Here is a 19428-nt window from a genome sequence, read left to right on the forward strand (position 1 = left end):
AGAATCGCGGTATGACTTCGCTCCAGTTCCCCGCGCGGCCCTCGGACGCCGACCGGGAACGCGCCCTTGAGCTGCTGCGGGACGGCGCGGCGCAGGGACGGCTGTCCCAGGACACCTTCCTGCGGCGGCTGGAACTGGTCCTGTCCGCCCAGCAGCAGTCCGAACTCGCCCTGGCCACCGCCGACTTGGAGAGCCGCGGCAAGGTCCAGGGAACGGTGCTGCGGATGGTCGGCCGGGTCTCCGCCTTCCACATCCGGGTGCGCAGGGCATGGCGTACGGAGCGGCTGCCGAAGCTGATGCTGCCGGAGCCCGGACCCTTCCCGCTGCTGATCGGACGGGCACCGGGCGTGGGGCTGCGCCTCAACCACGAGACGGTCTCCCGCAACCACGCCGAACTGCGCAGCGAGGGCAAGGGCTGGATGCTGCGCGACCTCGGCTCCACCAACGGCACCTGCGTCAACGGGCGCCGGGTGGTGGGCGAGATACCCGTCGGGCCGGGCGACCACATCCGGTTCGGACAGGTGGACTACGTCCTGACGGAGCGTTGAGGGCCGCCGGCACCCGCCGCGAGGGCCGCCGGCACCCGGCGCACTACGGCGCTCCCCGATCCGCCCCCGCTCCCTCCGGCAGGCACCAGGCGCCCTCGTCCCGCACCGGCCGGTCTCCCGACGGGGCGGACGTCCAGACCCCTTCCCCGCGCGTCAGCCCCGGCAGCGCCGCCTCGCACGCCCGCACCCGGCGCGCCGGTACCACCCCGCTGACCAGCCACATCCGCCGCCCCCCTGACGTCTCGGGGGAGGTCTCGCCGACCTCCGCGCCCAGCGCCGCCAGCCGGGTGGCCACCGGGGCGAGCGCATCGAACGGCAGCTCCGCCTCGAACGCGTGGTACGGCTCGTGGACCCGGGTGCCGGCCCGGCGCAGTGCCCGCAGCAGGACGGCGGAGGTGACGGTGCGGAAGTGCCCCGCGACGCTCACCGGCCCGACGAAGCCGGAACGGGTCAGCACCACCCGGCAGTCGGTCACCGCCAGCCCCCGCGGCCCGCGCCGCAGTGTCGCCAGCGCGGTCTCCTCGATGGCCTGGTGGAAGCCGTGCGGCAGCGCGCCCAGTTCGGTCTCGTAGGCGAACACCGGGCCGGAGCCGCGGGCGCCCGGCTCGACCCGCAGCCCGACGGTCGCCCACGGCCCGGTGTGGCCGCGCCGGGCGATCTCGTGGCAGGCCTCGCCGGTCCCGCACGGCCGCTCGAAGCACACCACCCGGCTCGGCGCGAACTCCGCCTCGATGCCGTACTCCTGAAGCAGCGTCGCCGCGATGATCTCCTTCTGCACCTCGCCGTGCAGCAGCAGCGAGGTCGCGCCGCCGTCCGCGGGCCGCGCCTGGAGCAGCGGGTCCTGGTCGGCGAGGGCCAGCAGTGCGGCCCGCAGGGCGGCGGCGCGCGCCGGGTTCCGGGCCCGGACGAGGGTCTCCAGGGTGGGCGCGGCGAACAGCCCGGCGGACCCCTGCCCGCCGGGCCGGGCATCGCTCCCGCCGGCCACGGCCACGGCCTCGGCCCCGGCTCCGGCCTCGGCCTCGGCTCCGGGATCCGGGAGCGGCGCCCCGAGCCGGTCGCCGGTCCGGATGCCGGGCAGTCCGCGCAGCACCGCGATGTTGCCCGGGGTGAGCGGCCCGCCGTCCCCCGGCGGCCGGCCGATGACGTCGAGTCCGGTGATCCGCCCGGTCAGGGCCGTGCTGCCGCCGTCCGCGGTGCGGCGGTGCAGCACGATCCGCTGACGGGGCCGCAACTCGCCCTCGTAGAGCCGGACATGGGCCGTCCGCTCGCCGCCCGGCGGCTGCCGCACGGCGAACACGGTGCCGCGCGGCCCGCCGCCGGCCCGCACCGGCGCCGGCGGGATCAGCCCGGCCAGGCCCGCGATCAGTGCGTCGACGCCCTGCCCGCCGAGCGCCGACCCGAAGTACACCGGATGCAGCGAGCCGTCCGCGGTCCGGGCCGCCAGCGCGGCGTGCAACTCCTCGGCGGACGGCGTCACGCCCTCGACCAGCTGCGCCAGCACCGCGTCGTCCGCCTCCGCGACCACCTCGGCGATCCGCTCGCGGACCAGCGGGTCGGTCAGCGGATGCGTACTCACCCGCGCCCGGGGCGTGCCCAGTCCGGCCACCGCCGTCATCGGGACGGCGACCGGGGCGAGGCTCCGGCGGATGTCCGCCAGCAGCGCGTCGCCCCGGGCGCCGGCCCGGTCGATCTTGTTGACGAACAGCAGCGTGGGCAGCCGCAGCCGCCGCAGCGTCCGCATCAGCACCCGCGTCCCGGCCTGCACGCCCTCCACGGCGGACAGCACCAGGACAGCACCGTCGAGCACCCCGAGGGCGCGCTCGACCTCGGCGATGAAGTCGGCGTGGCCAGGGGTGTCGATGAGATTGATCTGCACGCCGCGGGCGGTGAAGGAGGCGACGGCGGAGCGGATGGTGATCCCGCGCTGCCGCTCCAGGTCACCGGTGTCCGTACGGGTGTCACCGGCGTCCACGCTGCCGAGCCGGTCGATAACGCCGCTGTCGAACAGCAGCCGCTCGGTGAGGCTGGTCTTACCCGCGTCGACGTGGGCCAGGATCCCGATGTTCAGGGTGTGCGAAGGCGAAAGAGCCATGGAAGGTGGATTCCTCGAGAACTGTCGTCCGGCTGGGGCGATGAGTCGTTCCGGGGAATCGGCGCATTCCGGGCTCCTTGGTCGGCGGAAACGGGCGTACGGGCCGATCGTGCCAGCCGTACGCCCACGCGCAACCGAATTAACCGGTGACGGGCCGCGGGCTCAGCGCCGGTGCAACTCCGCCCCGCCGGACCGCCGTTGCGCCATCAGCCGCGGGCGGCCGGCTGCTCCCGTACGAGCAGGGCCACCGGCCACCCCGCCAGCAGCTCCTGCACCGCCACCGCCGTGCCGCCCGCCAGTGTGCGGCCGGTCAGCAGTTCGCGCCAGGTGCCGCCGGGCGGCAGCCGCAGTACGGTGTCCCACCAGCCGCCCGTCTCCACCAGCCGCAGTGACAGCCGGGTCACCGCCGTCACCACCCGCCCGCCGCGCGCGAAGGCCACGCAGTGCTCCGCCGCCGGGCCCTCCGCGGTCAGCGGCCGGTACGGCGCGGCGGCGCCGAACCACTCCGGATGGTCGCGCCGCAGCCGCAGCGCGACCGTCGTCAGCCGCAGCTTCTCGGCCGACAGATCGCCCGGTGCGATCCCGCCCTCCGGTCCGTCCGGTCCGTCCGGCGGCTCGGACCGGAACCGCACGGGCCGCCGGTTGTCCGGGTCGACCAGCGCCGCGTACTCCCGCTCGGTGCCCTGGTAGAGGTCGGGGACGCCGGGCATGGTGAGGTGCAGCAGCGTCGCCCCCAGGACGTTCGCCCGTACGAACGGGGCGAGTTCGGCATCCAGCGCGGCCAGCGCCGCGGCTGCCGAACCGCACGGCCCGCCGCGGACGAACTCCGCCACCGCCTCCTCGTACGCCACGTCCGGCTCCGTCCAGGACGTCCGCAGCCCGGCCTCCCGCACGGCCTTGAGGACCGCGGGTGTCACCCTCTCCGAGCCGTCGCCGGTCGGGGGCGACCCCAGCCCGAACGCGGTCTGCCAGGCCGTCCACGTCGCCATCGGATCCACCGGAACCGCGCCCTCCGCGAGCCGGCTCCCGTCGGCCACCTCCCCCAGCACATCCCGCCAGCGGTCCGGGCACTCGGAGAGCACCGCGATCCGCGCCCGCACATCGGCACTGCGCTTGGTGTCGTGCGTGGACAGCACCGTGCCGCCCGCCGGCCAGTCCCGCTGCAACCGCGCGCAGTACTCGTGGAACGTCCCGGGGCCCAGCGCGGGTTCCCCCGGATCGCCACCGACCTCGCAGGCCGACAGCAGCACCGGATAGCGGTAGAAGGCGGTGTCCTCAACGGACTTGGCGTGCAGCGCGGACGCGGTCTGGGCGAACCGCGCCGCGAAGTCCGCGATGTCCTCGGCGTTCTCCGGGTTCACCGCGTTCTCTGCGTCGTCCGCGTTCGCGGTGTCTTCGGCGTTCGCGGCAGCCGCGGCGTTCCCCGTGTCCTCGGCATGCGCGGTGGCGGTGTCCGTGGCCTCCCCGGTGCCGCCCCCGAACCGCCCCAGCGCCAGATCGCGGACCAGGTCCACCGCCGCCGCCTCCTCCGGTACCCGGAACGCGGTCCGCGCCCGCTCGGCCGCCGCGTTCAGCATCGCCGCGTCGGCCGCCGCACGCGCGGCATCCGCGCCCTGCCCCGCGTACGGCCGGTAGACCGGTAGCCGCACCAGGAGTTCGCGGATCGCCCGGCGCAGCGCCCATGGCGCATGGTCGCCCGGCCGCGGTGCCCGCTCGCTGATCCGGGCCGCGGTGCGCACCAGCCGCGCCACCTCCGCGGCCAGATCGTGCGTCACCACCTCGTAGGCGGCCCGGCGCACCGTCTCCTCCCAGTCGCCGCCCTCGTCGGCCAGCGGGGTGACGAAGTCCCGGTAGTGCGAGAAGAGCCGCCCGGCGCCCTGCGGGCAGACGAACAGCCCGTCGATGTGCCGCAGCGCGTCGTAGCCGGTGGTCCCCGCGCACGCCCAGCCGGCCGGCAGCCGCTCGGCACCGGTCAGGATCTTCTCCACCACCGTCCAGCGCCCGCCGGTGCGCTCCCGCAGCCGCGCCAGATAGCCGGCGGGGTCCGCCAGTCCGTCCGGGTGGTCGATCCGCAGCCCCTCGATGACGCCCTCGCGCAGCAGCCGCAGCACCGTGCCGTGCGTCGCCTCGAAGACCTCGGGGTCCTCGACCCGGACCCCGATCAGCTCCGAAATGGTGAAGAAACGGCGGTAGTTGAGCTCGGTGCGGGCCAGCCGCCACCACGCCAGCCGGTACCACTGCGCCGCCAGCAGCCGCCCCATCGGCAGCCGTTCCGTCCCGGGCCGCAGCGGAAAGGCGTGCCCCCGGTAGCGCAGCACCCGCCCCTCGACCGCGAACCGCCCCAGCTCGTCGCCGATCCGCCCTTCCAGTACGGGCAGCAGCAGCCGGTGCCGGTGCCCGCCGTCCCAGTCGATGTCGAACCAGCGCGCGTACGGTGACGCCGGGCCGTCGCGCAGCACCTCCCACAGCGGGCCGTTCAGCGACATCGGCGCGGGCACCGCCATGTGGTTCGGCACGATGTCGGCGATCAGCCCGAGGCCGTGCGACCGGGCCGTCGCCGCCAGCGCCCGCAGGCCCTCCTCACCGCCCAGTTCGGCCCGGACCACCGTGTGGTCGGTCACGTCGTAGCCGTGCGCGGACCCCGGTACCGCCTCCAGCACCGGCGACAGGTGCAGATGCGACACCCCGAGCGCGGCGATGTACGGGACGGCCCGCTCGGCGGCGGCGAACGGGAACTCCGGCTGGAGCTGCAGCCGGTAGGTGGCGGTCGGCGACGGACTCGTGGGCTGCCTCATGGGAACACCCGTACCCCGCTCGCGGCCCGTTGTGTCATCGTGTCGCGTCAACTCGGGCCGCTCCGCATGTCGTGTTTTCGTCCACACCTCGGGGCGGCGGGGCCGCGGATCTTCGTATGCCCGGCCGGTACGGTTCCCCGCCGTGCCCCGATAGCGTCGGGTGATGACCGCTGTCACAGCCACCTACCGCCGGGTGATCGCGCTCGGCGGGCCGCTGCTGCCCGTCGTCTCCTTCCTGGGGCGGCTGCCGACCGCCATGTGCCAGCTCGGCAGTCTGCTGCTGGTGGCCGAGACCAGCGGTTCGCTGACCACCGCGGGGCTGGTCGGCGGTGCCCTGGCGGCGGGGCAGACGGCCGCCGGCCCGCTGATCGGCCGGCTCGCCGACCGGCACGGGCAGCGCCCCGTGGTGCTCGCCGCCTGCTGGGTCAACGCGCTCGCGGTCGCCGCCCTGGTGGTCACCTCCCTCGCCGGTCTCGCGACGTTGCCGCTCGCCCTGATCGGCCTGCTGGCCGGGGCGAGCGTGCCGCAGATCGGTCCGCTGGCCCGCACCCGGCTCGTCGCCCTCGCCCACCGGGCGGCGGTCGGCGACCAGGTGGTCGGTGCCGCGCTGTCCCTGGAGGGCACGCTGGACGAGGCGTCCTTCGTGCTCGGCCCGGCCCTGGTGGGGCTGGCCGCGTCGGTCGCCCACCCGGCCGTGGCGCTGGCGCTGGCCGCGGTGCTGCTGGCGGTCTGCGGCTCGGCCTTCGCGCTGCACCCGACGGCGCTCGCGGTGCGGCCGGTGGGGCTCGCTGTGCACCCGACGGCATCCGCGGTGCGCCCGGCGGCCGCGTCGCGGCCCCCCGCCGGCCGGTCCGCGGGACCCGCCGGGGACCCGCCGCCCGGCCGCCCGGCCCGTACGAGGACGCCCCGCGCCGTACACGCCCTGCGGCTCTCGGTGGCGCTCCAGGGCGCCATGTTCGGCGCCTGCCAGGCCGGCATCACCGCGCTCACCGAGCGCCTCCACCAGCCCGCCCAGGCGGGGCTGGTCTACGCGGCGATGGGCGTGATGAGCGCGGTCGCCGGGATCTCACTGGCCCTGGTGCCGGACCGGATCGGGCTCCCGGCCCGCTGGCGGGCAGCGGCCGTGGCACTGATCGCGCTCTGCACGCCGCTGCTCTTCGTCCGGTCGCTGGGCGCGCTCTATCCGGTCGTCGTGGTGCTCGGGGTGGCCTTCGCCCCGCACCTGATCACCGTCTTCGGCCTCACCGAACGGCTGGTGCCCGCCACCCGGCTGGCCGAATCGATGGCCTTCCTCACCAGTGCCGTGGTCGGCGGCCAGGCCCTCGCCCTGGCCGTCTCCGGCCGGCTCGCCGACGCCCACGGGCCGTCCGCCGCCTTCGCGGTCGCCGTCGGCGCCGCCGTGCTCATCCTCGTCGTCGCCCTCACCACCCGCGCCGGCGCCCCGCCCGCACCGCCGGTACGCGGCTCCCGGCCCGCGCGGGAACCGACCGCGGACATCCCGGCACCCTAGGGCTGTACTAAGGGACGCCGCTGCGGGACGCCGTCACGCCGGCCGTTGCAGCACCAGCAGGCTGCGCCCGACGAGCGTCAGCCGGTCGCCCGCCTTGACCTTGGCGCCGGCGCCGTCCGCCACCGCCCGCGGCCGGTCGGTGTCCACCACGACCTGCCACTGCCGGCCCAGATGCTCCGGCACCGTGAACTCCTTCTCCTGGTCGTGGGCGTTGAACATCAGCAGGAACGAGTCGTCGGTGACCGGCTCGCCGCGCGGCCCCGGTTCGGAGATCGAGCTGCCGTTGAGGAAGACCGCCAGCGACTTGGCGTGCACCGACTGCCAGTCGCGCGGTCCCATCTCCGTGCCCGCCGCGGTGAACCAGGCGATGTCGGAGAGTTCGTCATGGGTGCCCTCCATCGGGTGCCCCTGGAAGAACCGCCGCCGCCGGAAGACGGGATGGTCCCGCCGCAGCCACACCATCCGCCGGACGAACTCCAGCAGCTCCCGCTCCTCGTCCGGCTCGGCCGCCCCGTCCGCGCCCCCGGCACCCTGCGGCATCGCCGCCCCGTCTGGCCCGTCTGCCCCGGCCGCATCGTCACCGGCGCCGGCCCCGTGATCGCCGCCGGCCGCCGCCGGCTCCGGCCAGCGCACCCACGACAGTTCGTTGTCCTGGCAGTACGCGTTGTTGTTGCCGCGCTGGCTGCGCCCGAACTCGTCGCCGTGGCTGAGCATCGGCACGCCCTGCGACAGCATCAGCGTGGCCAGGAAGTTCCGCATCTGACGGGCCCGCAGCCGCCGCACCGAGGGGTCGTCGGTCGGCCCCTCCAGCCCGCAGTTCCAGGACCGGTTGAAGCGCTCGCCGTCCCGATTGTCCTCGCCGTTGTCCTCGTTGTGCTTGTCGTTGTACGAGACCAGGTCGCGCAGGGTGAAGCCGTCGTGGCAGGTGACGAAGTTGACGGAGGCGAGCGGACGCCGCCCGTCCTCCTGGTAGAGGTCCGACGAACCGGCCAGCCGGGACCCGAACTCCGCCAGTGTGCGCGGTTCGCCGCGCCACAGGTCCCGCACGGTATCCCGGTACTTCCCGTTCCATTCCGTCCACAGCGGCGGGAAGTTCCCCACCTGGTAGCCGCCCTCCCCGACGTCCCACGGCTCGGCGATCAGCTTCACCTGGCTGACGACCGGGTCCTGGTGCACCAGGTCGAAGAACGACGACAGCCGGTCCACCTCGTGGAACTGCCGGGCCAGCGTCGCCGCCAGATCGAAGCGGAACCCGTCCACATGCATCTCCTGCACCCAGTAGCGCAGCGAGTCCATCACCAGCTGGAGCACGTGCGGACTGCGCATCAGCAGGGAGTTGCCGGTGCCCGTGGTGTCCGTGTAGTACTGCCGGTCCTCCGACAGCCGGTAGTACGAGGCGTTGTCCAGCCCCCGGAACGACAGCGTCGGCCCCAGGTGGCTGCCCTCGGCCGTGTGGTTGTAGACGACGTCGAGGATCACCTCGATGCCCGCCTGGTGCAGCGCCCGTACCGCCGTCTTGAACTCCAGCACCTGCTGCCCGCGGTCCCCCCAGGAGGCGTAGGCGTTGTGCGGGGCGAAGAAGCCGATGGTGTTGTAGCCCCAGTAGTTGGACAGCCCCGCGTCCACCAGCCGGTGATCCTGGACGAACTGGTGCACCGGCATCAGCTCCAGGGCCGTGACCCCCAGTTTCGTCAGGTGGTCGATGATCGCCGGATGCGCCAGCGCCGCGTACGTGCCGCGCAGCTCGTCGGGCAGCTCCGGGTGACGCATCGTCAGGCCCTTCACATGGGCCTCGTAGAGCACCGTCTCGTGGTACGCGGTGCGCGGCGGGCGGTCGTCGGCCCAGTCGAAGTACGGATTGACCACCACCGACGCCATGGTGTGCGGCGCCGAGTCGAGGTCGTTGCGCACCTCGGGGCGGCCGAAGTGGTAGCCGTAGACCGCCTCGTCCCAGTCGATCACACCGCTCATCGCCCGCGCGTACGGGTCGAGCAGCAGCTTGGCGGAATTGCAGCGGTGGCCGCGCTCGGGCTCGTAGGGACCGTGCGCCCGGAAGCCGTAGCGCTGCCCCGGCATCACCCCCGGCAGATAGGCGTGCCGCACGAAGGCGTCGGACTCGCGCAGCTCGACGGCGGTCTCCGACCCGTCGTCGTGCAGCAGACACAGTTCGATGCGTGTGGCGGCTTCGGAGAACACCGCGAAGTTGGTGCCCGCACCGTCGTAGGTGGCACCCAGCGGATACATCTGTCCCGGCCAGACCTGCATGCGTAGACTCTTCCACTTTCTCCACGGGGCTGCGGCGACTCCACGACACACGTCCGCGGACCGAATGGGCATCCTTCCGTAACTTGTCGCAACTTGCCGGATACTGCGGGCTTTTCGCGAGATCTCCGCTGAATAGGGGGTATCTCCACAGCCATGTCCGATCGTCCTACCGGAGGGGTCGACGGGACATCCGCGCCCGGCGGGCGCCCGCCGGGCGGGTCACGGGGGGGGGGGCGGCACCGGACGGACTCCAGCTACACCAAACGCCGCATCTCCGCCACGGACTACCGCACATGCGCCCACTTCACCAGCGGCAACCTGGCCATTCGCCCGGTCCGCGCCGTTCGCCGCCTCCCGCGGCCGGGTCAACGGGCGTCCGCCGGAACACCCCTTCGCGTGGCCGGACCCCGCCCACGGCCCGGCGCACGGTTATGAATCCGCTCACTCCGGCCGCGCTTTCCGGTCACAACGTGCACTATGAATAAGGGGAGTTGGCAGCCGACTCGATCCATCCGGCTGCACCGCCCTCCGCGCCGCAGTAGTCTGCCTTGATCGTTGGCACGGGGGTTCGGAAGGCGGTGGCAGGTGAGCGGCGGGCTGGAGTTGCCCCCTGGTGACGAGAGTCACGAGGGCCAGGAGGGCGGCTCCGTGGACGCACCGCCCGGCGCGGTTTCCCTGGCGAGACCGCTGGAGATCGGTGCGGAGCTGGACTGGGGGGCCGACGCCTGGAGCGAGGTACGCACCCGCGCCCGCCGGGCCGGACGCGCCTACATCTGGCTGAATCTCGTCGAGCAGCGCCTACGAGCCGTCGTATCGGCCGTACTGCGCCCCATCTACGAGCCGGTGCACGGGGACGAATGGGTCATCGCCGCGGCCGGGCCCGCGGGCCAGGAGTGGGTGCAGCGCGCGGTGGCGGTCCGCGAGGTCAGCCGGCGCAAGGGCTACCTCCTCGACCCCGCCGACGACAACATCGTCAGCTTCCTCACCCTCCCGCAACTCCGCGAACTGATGGTCCAGCACTGGCCCTGCTTCGAGCCCTACGTGGACGACCGGCGCGATGTCGAGCTGGCCCTGGACGAACTGGAGGTCGCCCGCAACATCGTCTCCCGCAACCGCGCGCTGTCGGAGACCGTCCTTGCCCAGGCCGAGCGCGCCTCCGCCCGCCTGCTGGACATCCTCGGCTCCGGCGCCGGCACCCGTATTTCCGGACGGCTGCCCATCGACGCCGTCGAGGACCTGGTGGGCGACCGCTACGCCGACGTCATCGGCGTCCACCCCGACCGAGTCCGGCTCCAGCGCCAGCTCCCCGCGGAGGACCTCTTCGGCGGCGCCCGCCGCCTCGACGCGGTGGGCATAGGACTCAACCTGCTCGTCCAGAACTACTCCGGCCGCCGGCTGGTCCGGCTCGCCGAGTCCGGCTGCCGCGTACGGCTCCTCTTCCTCAACCCGGCCAGCAGCGCGGTCCGCCGCCGGGAGCGGGAAATCGGCCTCAAAAAGGGCGAGATGAGCCGCTCCATCGAGATGAACATCCTGCACATGCGGCGCGTGCGGGCCCGGCTGCGCGACCCCGGCGCCTTCGAGATCCAGGTCTTCGACGAGACCCCGCGCTTCAACGCCTACCTCGTCGACGGCGACGGCCCCGACGGAATAGCCGTGGTCCAGCCCTACCTCCGCAAGAGCCGCGGCATGGAATCCCCCGTGCTCGTACTGCGCGGCAGCGCCCGCGAGGTGGTCCGCCAGGACGCCCGCGACGGCCGGGACGGCGACCACGGCCTCTTCGAGATCTACCGCGAGGAGTTCGAGAGCGTGTGGGCGGACTCGCGGCCGGTCTCCTGAGGGAGCGGCCGTCCGGGAGCGCTGCTACGGGGCGACGCCCTGCCGCGGGGCGCCCGCACGCGGGCGGCCGGCCGCTTGTCAGTGGTGCGTGCGAGAGTGGTCGGGCAACGGGGGAAGTACCACCGAAGGAGATCCGCATGGGTGAGCGTAGCGAGGCGATCGAGGAGAGGCGCGGGCCGGGCGGGTGCGGGGTGCCGGCATGAGCTGGCATCAGGGCCCGCTGGCCGGCTTCGACCTGGAGACCACCGGCACCGACATAGAGCACGACCGCATCGTCACCGCCGCGCTGATCCGGCTGGACGGGGACGGCCGGGCCGACGGAGCGCGGTCCTGGCTGCTCGACCCCGGCGTGCCGATCCCCGACGAAGCCGCGGAGATACACGGCATGTCGACCGCATATGTCCAGAAGCACGGCAGCCCGCCCGCGACCGCCGTCGAGGACATCACCGAAGCCCTCGCCGCGGTCCTGCGCGCGGATGTCCCGCTCGTGGTGATGAACGCCCGCTACGACCTCTCGCTCCTCGACCGCGAGTGCCGCCGCCACGGCGTGCCGACCCTGACCGAGCGGCTGGGCCACGAGCCGGCCCCGATCATCGACCCCCTGATCCTGGACAAGCACGTCGACCGCTACCGCAAAGGCAAGCGCGCCCTCCAGGCGCTCTGCGGGCATTACGGCGTGCGGCTGGACGGCGCCCATGAGGCGGGCGCCGACGCGGTGGCAGCGGCCGGGGTCGCCCGGCGTATCGGTGAGAAGTACCCGGCCGTCGCCCTGCCCTCGCCGCGCGCCCTGCACACCCTCCAGGAGGAGGCCGCCGCCGAGCAGGCCGCCTCGTTCCAGGCGTACTTGCGCCGTACCGGCAACGCGGAGGCGATAGTCGAGGCGGCCTGGCCGCTGATCCCGTACCAGCGCTGAGCCGCGGCGGCGCCACGCACCACCGGTCCGCCCCCGGCGGTGCGTGCGGCGGGCCGCCGGCTCAGAAGGGATACCACCGCACCGTCGCGTCCTGCTCGCGCAGGGAGGCGATCCGGCGCCGGAACTCCTTGAGCGCGGCCGGGTTCCCGGCCGCGTGCTGGGAGACCCAGGCACAGCTCGCCGTCTCCCGGGACCCGCGCAGCACCGCGCAGCCCGCCCAGTCCCGGACGTCCCAGCCGTAGGCGGACACGAAGGCGCCATAGGCGTCCGCGCCCAGGCCGTAGCGGTCCCGGCTCAGCGCCATCACCACGAGGTCGTGCTCGCGCAGATCGGAGGAGAAGGTCTCCAGGTCGACCAACACCGGGCCATCGGGCCCGACATGGACGTTGCGGGGCAGCGCGTCACCGTGGATCGGCCCGCGCGGCAGATGCGGCTCCAGCGCCGACGCAGCCGCCGCGAACGCATCCCGCCGCCCGCGCAGATACTCCGCGTCGGACGCGGACACGGCATCGCCGGCCAGCCGCAGCCAGCGCTCGACACCGTCCAGGAGCTCCCGCCGGGGGAGTGCGAAGGGCGGTTCCGGCAACGCGTGGACGAGCCGCAGCAGTGCGGCGAGATCGTCCGGTCCGGCGGGCCGGACGGCCTCCGGCAGGCGCTGCCAGTAGGTCACCGGATGGCCCTCGACGAGCGTGGCCACCGGCTCCGCGGCCCGAACGGCCGGCACGCCCTCGTCCGCCAGCCACCGGGCCACGCGCAGTTCCCGCTCGGCGCGCTCCAGTAGTTCGGCGCTGCGGCCCACCCGTACGACCGGACCGCGCTCGCCGAGGGCGAAGACGGCGTTCTCGCCCAGCGAGAGCAGCGGGGCGTCCGCCGCCGCGTCCGGGTGCCCGGCCGCGGCCAGCACGTCCCGGGCGCGCGCCTCCGTGAAGGCGGCGGGGCTGGGTTCGGTCATCGGGTGCCTCCTGCGGTGCGTACTCGCGACCAGTGTCGCAGGTGCCCCCGACGGGATCGGAGGGCCCCGGGGCGCGCTCCGTCCGGCCGCCCCGCGTGGGCCGCGGCCGGGACGCCGGGCGCGAGCGGCACGTCGGCAGCGGCGAACGCCGTTGGGGAGAAGGGTAGTTGGCGCCCGTCCGGCCCCCGGATGGTCACCACAATGACATTGCACGATACGTATCGTCTCGCATAGCGTGCGGGGCATGCCTCACCACCCCTCGCACATCGCCATGTTCAGCGTCGCGGCCCACGGTCACGTCAGGCCCAACCTCGGCGTCATCCGGGAACTCGTCGAGCGCGGCCACCGCGTCGCCTACGCCGTCCCGCCCGCCTTCGCCGACCTCGTCGCCGCCACCGGAGCCGAACCCCGCCCGTGGACCACCACCCTGCCCACCGACGAGAGCCCGCAGGCGTGGGGCGCCGAACTCATCGACCACCTCGAACTGTTCCTCGACGACGGGATCCAGGCGCTCCCACAGCTCACCGCCGCCTACGAGGGCGACACCCCGGACCTCGTCCTGCACGACACCGCGGCCTATCCCGCGCCGCTGCTCGCCCACCGCTGGGGCGTGCCCGCCATCCAGCTGACCCCGCACATGGTCGCCTGGGAGGGGTACGAGGAGGAGGCGGGGGCGGCGATACGGGCCCAACTCCTCGGCACCGAGCGCGGTCGGGCCTACTACGCGCGCTTCCGGACCTGGCTGGCGGACAACGGCATGGCCGCGCTCACCGACCCCGACCGGCTGGCGTCCCGGCCCGGCCGCGCCCTGGTCCTGATCCCCAGGGCCATGCAGCCGAACGCCGACCGGGTCGACGACAGCGTCTTCACCTTCGTCGGCTCCTGCGGGGACGACCGCTCCGCCGCGGGTGACTGGCGGCGTCCGGCCGACCTCGCGCCCGGCACCAAGGTGCTGGTGGTCTCCCTCGGTTCGGTCTTCACCGATTCCCCGGACTTCTACCGGGCCTACATCGAGGCGTTCGGCGGGCTGACGGACTGGTACGTGGTGATGCAGACCGGGAAGTTCACCGATCAATCCCAACTCGGCGAGATCCCGGGCAACTTCGCGGTGAGCGACTGGATTCCGCAGCCGGCGGTGCTCCGCCAGGCGGACGCCTTCATCACCCACGCCGGGATGGGCGGCAGTCAGGAGGGGCTGGTGAACGGGGTGCCGATGGTGTGCGTACCGCAGGCCGCCGACCAGTTCATGAACGCCGACACACTCCAGGCACTGGGCGTCGCCCGGCACCTGCCGAAGGAGGAGGCGATCGCGGGGGCGCTGCGGGACGCGGTGCTCGCGCTCGTGGGCGACCCCGAGGTGGCCGCGACCGCCGAGCGGATCCGCCGGGAGACGGCGAACGAGGGCGGCAGCCGGCGGGCGGCGGATCTCATCGAGGCGCAACTGCCGGTCTGATCCCACCCGGTGGCCGGATCCTGCGGCGAACATGCCTGCCACAGAAGGGCAGTTGATGGTGCAAACAGCGCGTCAGCTGTCCCCGTACATTGCGTAAACGTAAACGGAGTTGAGTCGCACGTCGTCAACTCCCCTGCTGCTTTTGACCAGTTCTGCGGTCCTTTGCATTTTCGCAGGGTTGTTGTCAATCTCACACGGCCCGGCGGCCCTTGAATTGACCTCGGTAATCCGACAAGGTTTCGAACCAGTCCGAAGGAGATCTTCCCGGTCCCTCAGGGCTGTTGAGCAACGCTTCCCCCCACACCACGAACGAGGAGAACCCTCGCAATGGCTCACAAGCGTTCCAGCAAGAAACGGCTCGTCACGGCGATATCCGCCGTGGTGGCCGCCACTGGTATCGCCGCCGTCACCGCGGTCACCGCGGGTGCGTCGCCCGCCGCCGAAGGCAAGGTCTACGGCGCCGAGGCCAAGGGCGCCGTCAAGGGCAGCTACATCGTCATGCTGAAGAAGTCCGTACACGCCACCGAGAGCGGCGACTTGGCCGCCAAGTACGGTGGCAAGGTCAAGCGGACCTTCTCCTCCGCCATCAACGGCTTCTCGGCCAACGGCCTGTCCGACGACGACGCCAAGCACCTCGCCGCCGACCCGGCCGTCGACAAGGTCGTGCAGAACCACACGTTCCACATCGACGGCACCCAGGAGAACCCGCCGTCGTGGGGCCTGGACCGCATCGACCAGACGGACACCAAGGGCGACGGCAAGTACAACTACCCGGACAGCGCGGGCGAGGGCGTCACCGCCTACGTCATCGACACCGGTATCCACATCAGCCACAAGGACTTCGGCGGTCGCGCGTCGTACGGCTTCAACGCCATCGACAAGAGCGACAAGGCCGAGGACGACAACGGCCACGGCACCCATGTCTCGGGCACCATCGCCGGTACCGCCTACGGTGTGGCCAAGAAGGCCAAGCTGGTCGCCGTCAAGGTGCTGGACGGTCAGGGCTCCGGCAGCACCGAGCAGGTCGTGGCGGGCATCGACTGGGTCACCAAGAACCACAAGGGCCCCTCGGTCGCCAACATGTCGCTCGGCGGCGGCGCGGACGAGGCGATCGACGCGGCGGTGAAGAAGGCCATCGACTCCGGCGTCACCTTCGCCGTGGCGGCCGGCAACGAGTCCACCGACGCGGGCCAGAGCTCCCCGGCGCGCGTCAAGGAGGCCATCACGGTGGCGTCCAGCACCAAGGACGACCAGCAGTCCGACTTCTCCAACTACGGCAAGGCCGTCCACATCTACGCTCCGGGCTCCGACATCGTCTCGGACTGGAACTCCAGCGACGACGCCACCAAGACCCTCTCCGGTACGTCCATGGCGACCCCGCACGTCACCGGCGCCGCCGCGCTCTACCTGGCCGGCCACAAGGACGCCAAGCCGGCCGACGTGGACAAGGCGCTGACGGACGGCGCCACCTCCGACAAGATCAGCAACCCGGGCCAGGGCACGCCCAACAAGCTGCTGAAGATCGTGAAGTAGCTGGCTTCCGTCGCTCAGCACCGCACGCCGGCCGTCGCGCTCTCCCCCACGGGGCGCGGCGGCCGGGCGCCGTTGTGCTGTGACTGAGCGCTCCAGTTGGCGGATGAGCGGTGTAGTTGACAGGACTGAGCGTTGTAGTTGACGGAGTCCCTGGTGAGCAGTGACACGTTAGTTGGAACCTGGCCATAGTGGTTGGAACCGGAGCTCCCGCGCAAGAATCGATCTTGAGTCGATGCCTACCATTGAAGTACTCGGGCTGATAGCCGAGCGATGAGGTTGCGGGCCACCGACAAGCCTCACCGTCTGGGTGCTCCCCTCTCCGGGCTGTAGCGTACGGAGCCGTGCCGTTCCCCGATGAGCCCAGTCAGGTCACAGTGGTTGAGTATCGGCCGGAGTGGCCGCGGGAGTTCGAGCGATTGGCCGGGCAGTTGCGGGATGCCCTCGGTGACCTTGCGGTCGCTGTCGACCATGTGGGCTCCACCTCGGTGCCGGGTCTGCCGGCCAAGGGCTGCATCGACGTACAGGTGCGGATGACATCGATCGACGAGGCGCGGGACGTTCCACTGCTCGCCGCGATCGGCTTCCGCTGTCGACCCGAACCGTGGAATCACCATGAGGTGTCGCCTGGACAGCGGTGTCGCAAGCTCGTTTTCGCGCCGCCCATCGGTGCGCGCCGCAGCAATGTCCACCTTCGGGACAGCGCTGGCCCAAACACCCGCTTTGCCCTGTTGTTCCGGGACTATCTGCGCGCGGACGGAACTGCTCGTGAGGCGTGGGGTGCGTTCAAGCAAAGGCTGGCAGTGAGCGTGCCGGACCTCTTGGAGAAGGGGCAGATCAAGGCCCCCGCCACTGAGGTTCTGATGGATGGGGCCGAACGATGGGCCTTTGAAACGGGCTGGCAGGCAAGCCAGTTCCAACAAGAATGACAACTGGCTGCCTGGTTCCAAACAGTGTGGCAAATCAGTTCCAACAAGCGTGTCACACATGCTTAGGACGGCCAGGTCACCACGTTCCACCAGTTCCAACTACCCTGTCACGGCTCACCTGGTCAAGAGGGTGGTTCTGCGCCCGGCGGGAGCGGCGGAGATTGGTCCGGGCCGGGGCGGCTACGGTTGCTCGCGTGAGTACCGCGATCGTCGTCGGCAGCGGGCCCAACGGGCTCGCCGCTGCTGTTGTCCTTGCACGGGCGGGGGTTCAGGTCACCGTACTGGAGGCGGCCGTGGAGATCGGTGGCGGCACCCGTTCGGGCGAAGCGATCATTCCAGGGCTACTGCACGATCACTGTTCGGCCATCCACCCCATGGCCGTCGGATCGGCCTTCCTGCAGAGCCTCGACCTTGAGCGGCACGGGCTGGCCTGGCGCTGGTCAGAGATCGACTGTGTCCACCCGCTCGATGGCGGCGAGGCCGGTGTGCTGCACCGCTCGGCCGAGGAGACTGCCGCCGGGCTCGAACAGGACGGTCCGCGCTGGCGTCTGGCGTTCGCCGGGCCCGCGGCCCGCTTCGATGCGTTGAGCGAGGACATCATGGGGCCCTTGCTACGCCTGCCCAAGCATCCGCTCGCCCTGGCCCGGTTCGGCCTGCCGACACTGCTGCCAGGCTCCGCCATCGCCCGGCTGTTTACCACCGAATGAGGTCGGGCGTTGTTCGGCGGCGTGGCAGCGCACGCGTTCCGGCCGCTGCACTACCCGCTCACCTCCGCCATCGCCCTGGGCATCATCACTGCCGGGCACCAACACGGTTGGCCCGTCGCCGCCGGCGGCTCGCGGTCGATCTCGACGGCGCTGGCCGCAGTCCTCGCCGAACACGGCGGCAAGATCGAGACCGGCATCGAGGTACAGCACGCATGTGACCTGCCCCCTGCCAGCGTCACGATGTTCGACCTCGCTCCCCGGGCCGTCGCCGACATCCTCGTCGACCAGCTGCCGCCACGCGTCACCCGCGCCTACCGCCGCTTTAGGCATGCCCCGGGCGCCTTCAAGGTCGACTTTGCGGTCGACGGCGGCGTCCCCTGGATGAACCCGGACGCCCACCGGGCTGGCACCCTCCATCTCGGCGGCCCCTACGCAGAGATCGCCGCCACCGAACGGGACATCCACGCAGGCCGGATGCCCGAGCGCCCGTTCGTCCTGGTCGGCCAGCAGTATCTAGCCGACCCGCAGCGCTCGGTGGGCGACATCCACCCGGTCTACAGCTACGCGCACGTGCCTCACGGCTTCACTGGCGATGCCACCGAGGCGGTGATCGGCCAGATCGAGCGGTTCGCCCCCGGTTTCCGGGAACGCATCGTCGGGCAGGTATCGCGGTCCACCGCGGACATGCCCGCCTACAACCCCAACTACGTGGGCGGCGACATCGTCACCGGCGCTAAGGACGTACGCCAACTCGTCTTCGGCCCTCGGCCCACACTCTCTCCCTACGACATCGGCATCCCTGGCATGTACATCTGCTCGGCCGCTACACCGCCGGGACCGGGCGCGCACGGCATGTGCGGCGCCCACGCAGCCCAAGCGGCGCTGCGTTACCTCCGTCGCTCCAGCCGGGCGTAGAACCGCCCCTGTTGACCAGGGACCCCGTCAACTACACCGCTCATCCGCCAACTGGAGCGCTCAGTCACAGTGACTGAGCGCTCCACGTGGCGGATGAGCGCTTGAGTTGGCGAGGCTCAGCGTCAGAGTTGGCGAGTCGCGGAGCTCTTGCTGACTGTCACCTGCTGATTCCCGCTTCTCGTGACGCCGTAGGCTCCTGGCAGTCGGCTTGCCCTGCCACTCGTCGAGGCAAACGAGCCTGGCATGAGGAGGGGCGCGCCGTGGCGCGGGGGGTGAGACGGCGCATCCGGCGGGCAGGGTGCCGCTCCACGTGCCGGGGCTGTACGCCCTTTCCGACGGCGGCGGGTCGTCGGATGCTGCGAAGTGGCGGGCTTGGCAGGTGAGGCGCTCGCCAGCTCACTGGGCCAACGCCACCGCGATCGCCCTCAACAGACTTCCGAGCTGGGGAGTCTGGCGCCTGTAGCGTACAGTCAGCCCGTCCTGGCTGCGGCTGCCTTCCTCGGTTTCCGCTCTCCAAGGAGAAGCTCCATGGCCCCTATACGTGCCACCGCAGCGCTGACGGCCACCGCCGCGGTTTTCTCCCTCGCCCTGCCCCTGGCCACTCCGGCCGCAGCCGCTGCCTACGCTTCGGCCCCGCACGCCGCGCAACTCGCCGAGGACACCGTCAACTGTGTCGACTACGACGTCAACAACAACCTCATCGGCGACAATCTGTTCGTACTCACCGACCTGGACCCGCAGGAGACGGAGAGCACGCCGCCCGGCACCGTCGACAGCGTGTGCACCAATAGCGCGCTGAGCACCGAAGCGGCGACGATGACGGCAACCTTCAGCAACGGCACTACCAAGACCGCGACTATCCAGCCCGGGCAGTCCGTCACCTTCAAGCCCCCGCATGGTGATGTCGACGACCGCATCAGGGGAATCCTCGGCTGACTGGGATATAGCTGTGCCGCACCACTGGCCCCAAGTGGCCCCGGTCG

General features: G+C 72.1%; 12 protein-coding genes and 1 pseudogene. 9 read left to right on the plus strand and 4 right to left on the minus strand.

The window, feature by feature from the left end; all coding sequences use genetic code 11:
- The first annotated feature begins 11 nt into the window (after window positions 1–11).
- Window positions 12–548: a DUF1707 and FHA domain-containing protein gene (locus tag RZ84_RS27625; protein ID WP_043266755.1), complete on the plus strand. Its 537-nt coding sequence runs from the start codon at window positions 12–14 to the stop codon at window positions 546–548.
- 43 nt (window positions 549–591) lie between these two features.
- On the opposite strand, the gene RZ84_RS27630 is transcribed toward RZ84_RS27625, so the two are convergent.
- Both RZ84_RS27630 and treY read right to left on the minus strand, forming a co-directional pair.
- Window positions 592–2640, minus strand: a complete 2049-nt coding sequence (locus RZ84_RS27630; protein WP_052230178.1) for a GTP-binding protein — start codon at window positions 2638–2640, stop codon at window positions 592–594.
- 206 nt (window positions 2641–2846) lie between these two features.
- Window positions 2847–5435, minus strand: a complete 2589-nt coding sequence (gene treY / locus RZ84_RS27635; protein ID WP_043266757.1) for a malto-oligosyltrehalose synthase — start codon at window positions 5433–5435, stop codon at window positions 2847–2849.
- Window positions 5436–5598: 163 nt separating this feature from the next.
- Between treY and RZ84_RS27640 the strand changes: the two genes are divergently transcribed.
- Window positions 5599–6945: an MFS transporter gene (locus RZ84_RS27640; protein ID WP_043266759.1), complete on the plus strand. Its 1347-nt coding sequence runs from the start codon at window positions 5599–5601 to the stop codon at window positions 6943–6945.
- Window positions 6946–6978: 33 nt separating this feature from the next.
- Here RZ84_RS27640 and glgX read toward each other — a convergent pair whose 3' ends face one another.
- Entirely contained in the window at window positions 6979–9210 is a 2232-nt protein-coding gene (glgX, locus tag RZ84_RS27645; protein ID WP_043266761.1) for a glycogen debranching protein GlgX, read from the minus strand.
- Window positions 9211–9795: 585 nt separating this feature from the next.
- On the opposite strand from glgX, the gene RZ84_RS27650 reads away from it, so the two are divergent.
- Window positions 9796–11046: an SAV2148 family HEPN domain-containing protein gene (locus RZ84_RS27650; RefSeq protein WP_043266763.1), complete on the plus strand. Its 1251-nt coding sequence runs from the start codon at window positions 9796–9798 to the stop codon at window positions 11044–11046.
- 199 nt (window positions 11047–11245) lie between these two features.
- Window positions 11246–11959, plus strand: a complete 714-nt coding sequence (locus RZ84_RS27655) for an exonuclease domain-containing protein (RefSeq protein ID WP_043266765.1) — start codon at window positions 11246–11248, stop codon at window positions 11957–11959.
- A gap of 61 nt (window positions 11960–12020) precedes the next feature.
- Here RZ84_RS27655 and RZ84_RS27660 read toward each other — a convergent pair whose 3' ends face one another.
- The gene (locus RZ84_RS27660; protein WP_043266768.1) at window positions 12021–12911 is read right to left on the minus strand and encodes an aminoglycoside phosphotransferase family protein; all 891 of its coding nucleotides are present in this window, start codon (window positions 12909–12911) and stop codon (window positions 12021–12023) included.
- Between the two features lie 244 nt (window positions 12912–13155).
- Here RZ84_RS27660 and RZ84_RS27665 point away from each other — a divergent pair, with 244 nt between their 5' ends.
- The 5 genes and pseudogenes from RZ84_RS27665 to RZ84_RS27685 all read left to right on the plus strand — a co-directional run bounded on the left by RZ84_RS27665 (window position 13156) and on the right by RZ84_RS27685 (window position 19381).
- Window positions 13156–14364, plus strand: a complete 1209-nt coding sequence (locus tag RZ84_RS27665) for a macrolide family glycosyltransferase (RefSeq protein WP_043266770.1) — start codon at window positions 13156–13158, stop codon at window positions 14362–14364.
- 327 nt (window positions 14365–14691) lie between these two features.
- Entirely contained in the window at window positions 14692–15897 is a 1206-nt protein-coding gene (locus tag RZ84_RS27670) for a S8 family peptidase (RefSeq protein ID WP_043266772.1), read from the plus strand.
- A 341-nt stretch (window positions 15898–16238) separates the two neighbouring features.
- Window positions 16239–16823 carry a GrpB family protein gene (locus tag RZ84_RS27675; protein WP_078894252.1) on the plus strand — a complete coding sequence of 195 codons (585 nt, stop codon included), beginning with the start codon at window positions 16239–16241 and terminating at the stop codon, window positions 16821–16823.
- 194 nt (window positions 16824–17017) lie between these two features.
- Window positions 17018–18445: pseudogene (locus RZ84_RS27680) on the plus strand (NAD(P)/FAD-dependent oxidoreductase).
- A gap of 528 nt (window positions 18446–18973) precedes the next feature.
- Window positions 18974–19381, plus strand: coding sequence for a hypothetical protein (locus RZ84_RS27685; RefSeq protein ID WP_043266774.1), 408 nt, complete (start codon window positions 18974–18976; stop codon window positions 19379–19381).
- The last annotated feature ends 47 nt before the right edge of the window (window positions 19382–19428 follow it).

This window comes from Streptomyces sp. CT34 (assembly GCF_000805335.1).
Taxonomy (GTDB): Bacteria; Actinomycetota; Actinomycetes; order Streptomycetales; family Streptomycetaceae; genus Streptomyces.

Excerpts from the sequence above, each read along its gene's own strand:
- RZ84_RS27670 (WP_043266772.1), top strand. The coding sequence starts at position 14,692 with ATGGCTCACAAGCGTTCCAGCAAGAAACGGCTCGTCACGGCGATATCC.
- RZ84_RS27640 (WP_043266759.1), top strand. The coding sequence starts at position 5,599 with ATGACCGCTGTCACAGCCACCTACCGCCGGGTGATCGCGCTCGGCGGG.
- RZ84_RS27625 (WP_043266755.1), top strand. The coding sequence starts at position 12 with ATGACTTCGCTCCAGTTCCCCGCGCGGCCCTCGGACGCCGACCGGGAA.
- RZ84_RS27685 (WP_043266774.1), top strand. The coding sequence starts at position 18,974 with ATGGCCCCTATACGTGCCACCGCAGCGCTGACGGCCACCGCCGCGGTT.
- RZ84_RS27655 (WP_043266765.1), top strand. The coding sequence starts at position 11,246 with ATGAGCTGGCATCAGGGCCCGCTGGCCGGCTTCGACCTGGAGACCACC.
- glgX (WP_043266761.1), bottom strand. The coding sequence starts at position 9,210 with ATGCAGGTCTGGCCGGGACAGATGTATCCGCTGGGTGCCACCTACGAC.
- treY (WP_043266757.1), bottom strand. The coding sequence starts at position 5,435 with ATGAGGCAGCCCACGAGTCCGTCGCCGACCGCCACCTACCGGCTGCAG.
- RZ84_RS27660 (WP_043266768.1), bottom strand. The coding sequence starts at position 12,911 with ATGACCGAACCCAGCCCCGCCGCCTTCACGGAGGCGCGCGCCCGGGAC.
- RZ84_RS27665 (WP_043266770.1), top strand. The coding sequence starts at position 13,156 with ATGCCTCACCACCCCTCGCACATCGCCATGTTCAGCGTCGCGGCCCAC.
- RZ84_RS27630 (WP_052230178.1), bottom strand. The coding sequence starts at position 2,640 with ATGGCTCTTTCGCCTTCGCACACCCTGAACATCGGGATCCTGGCCCAC.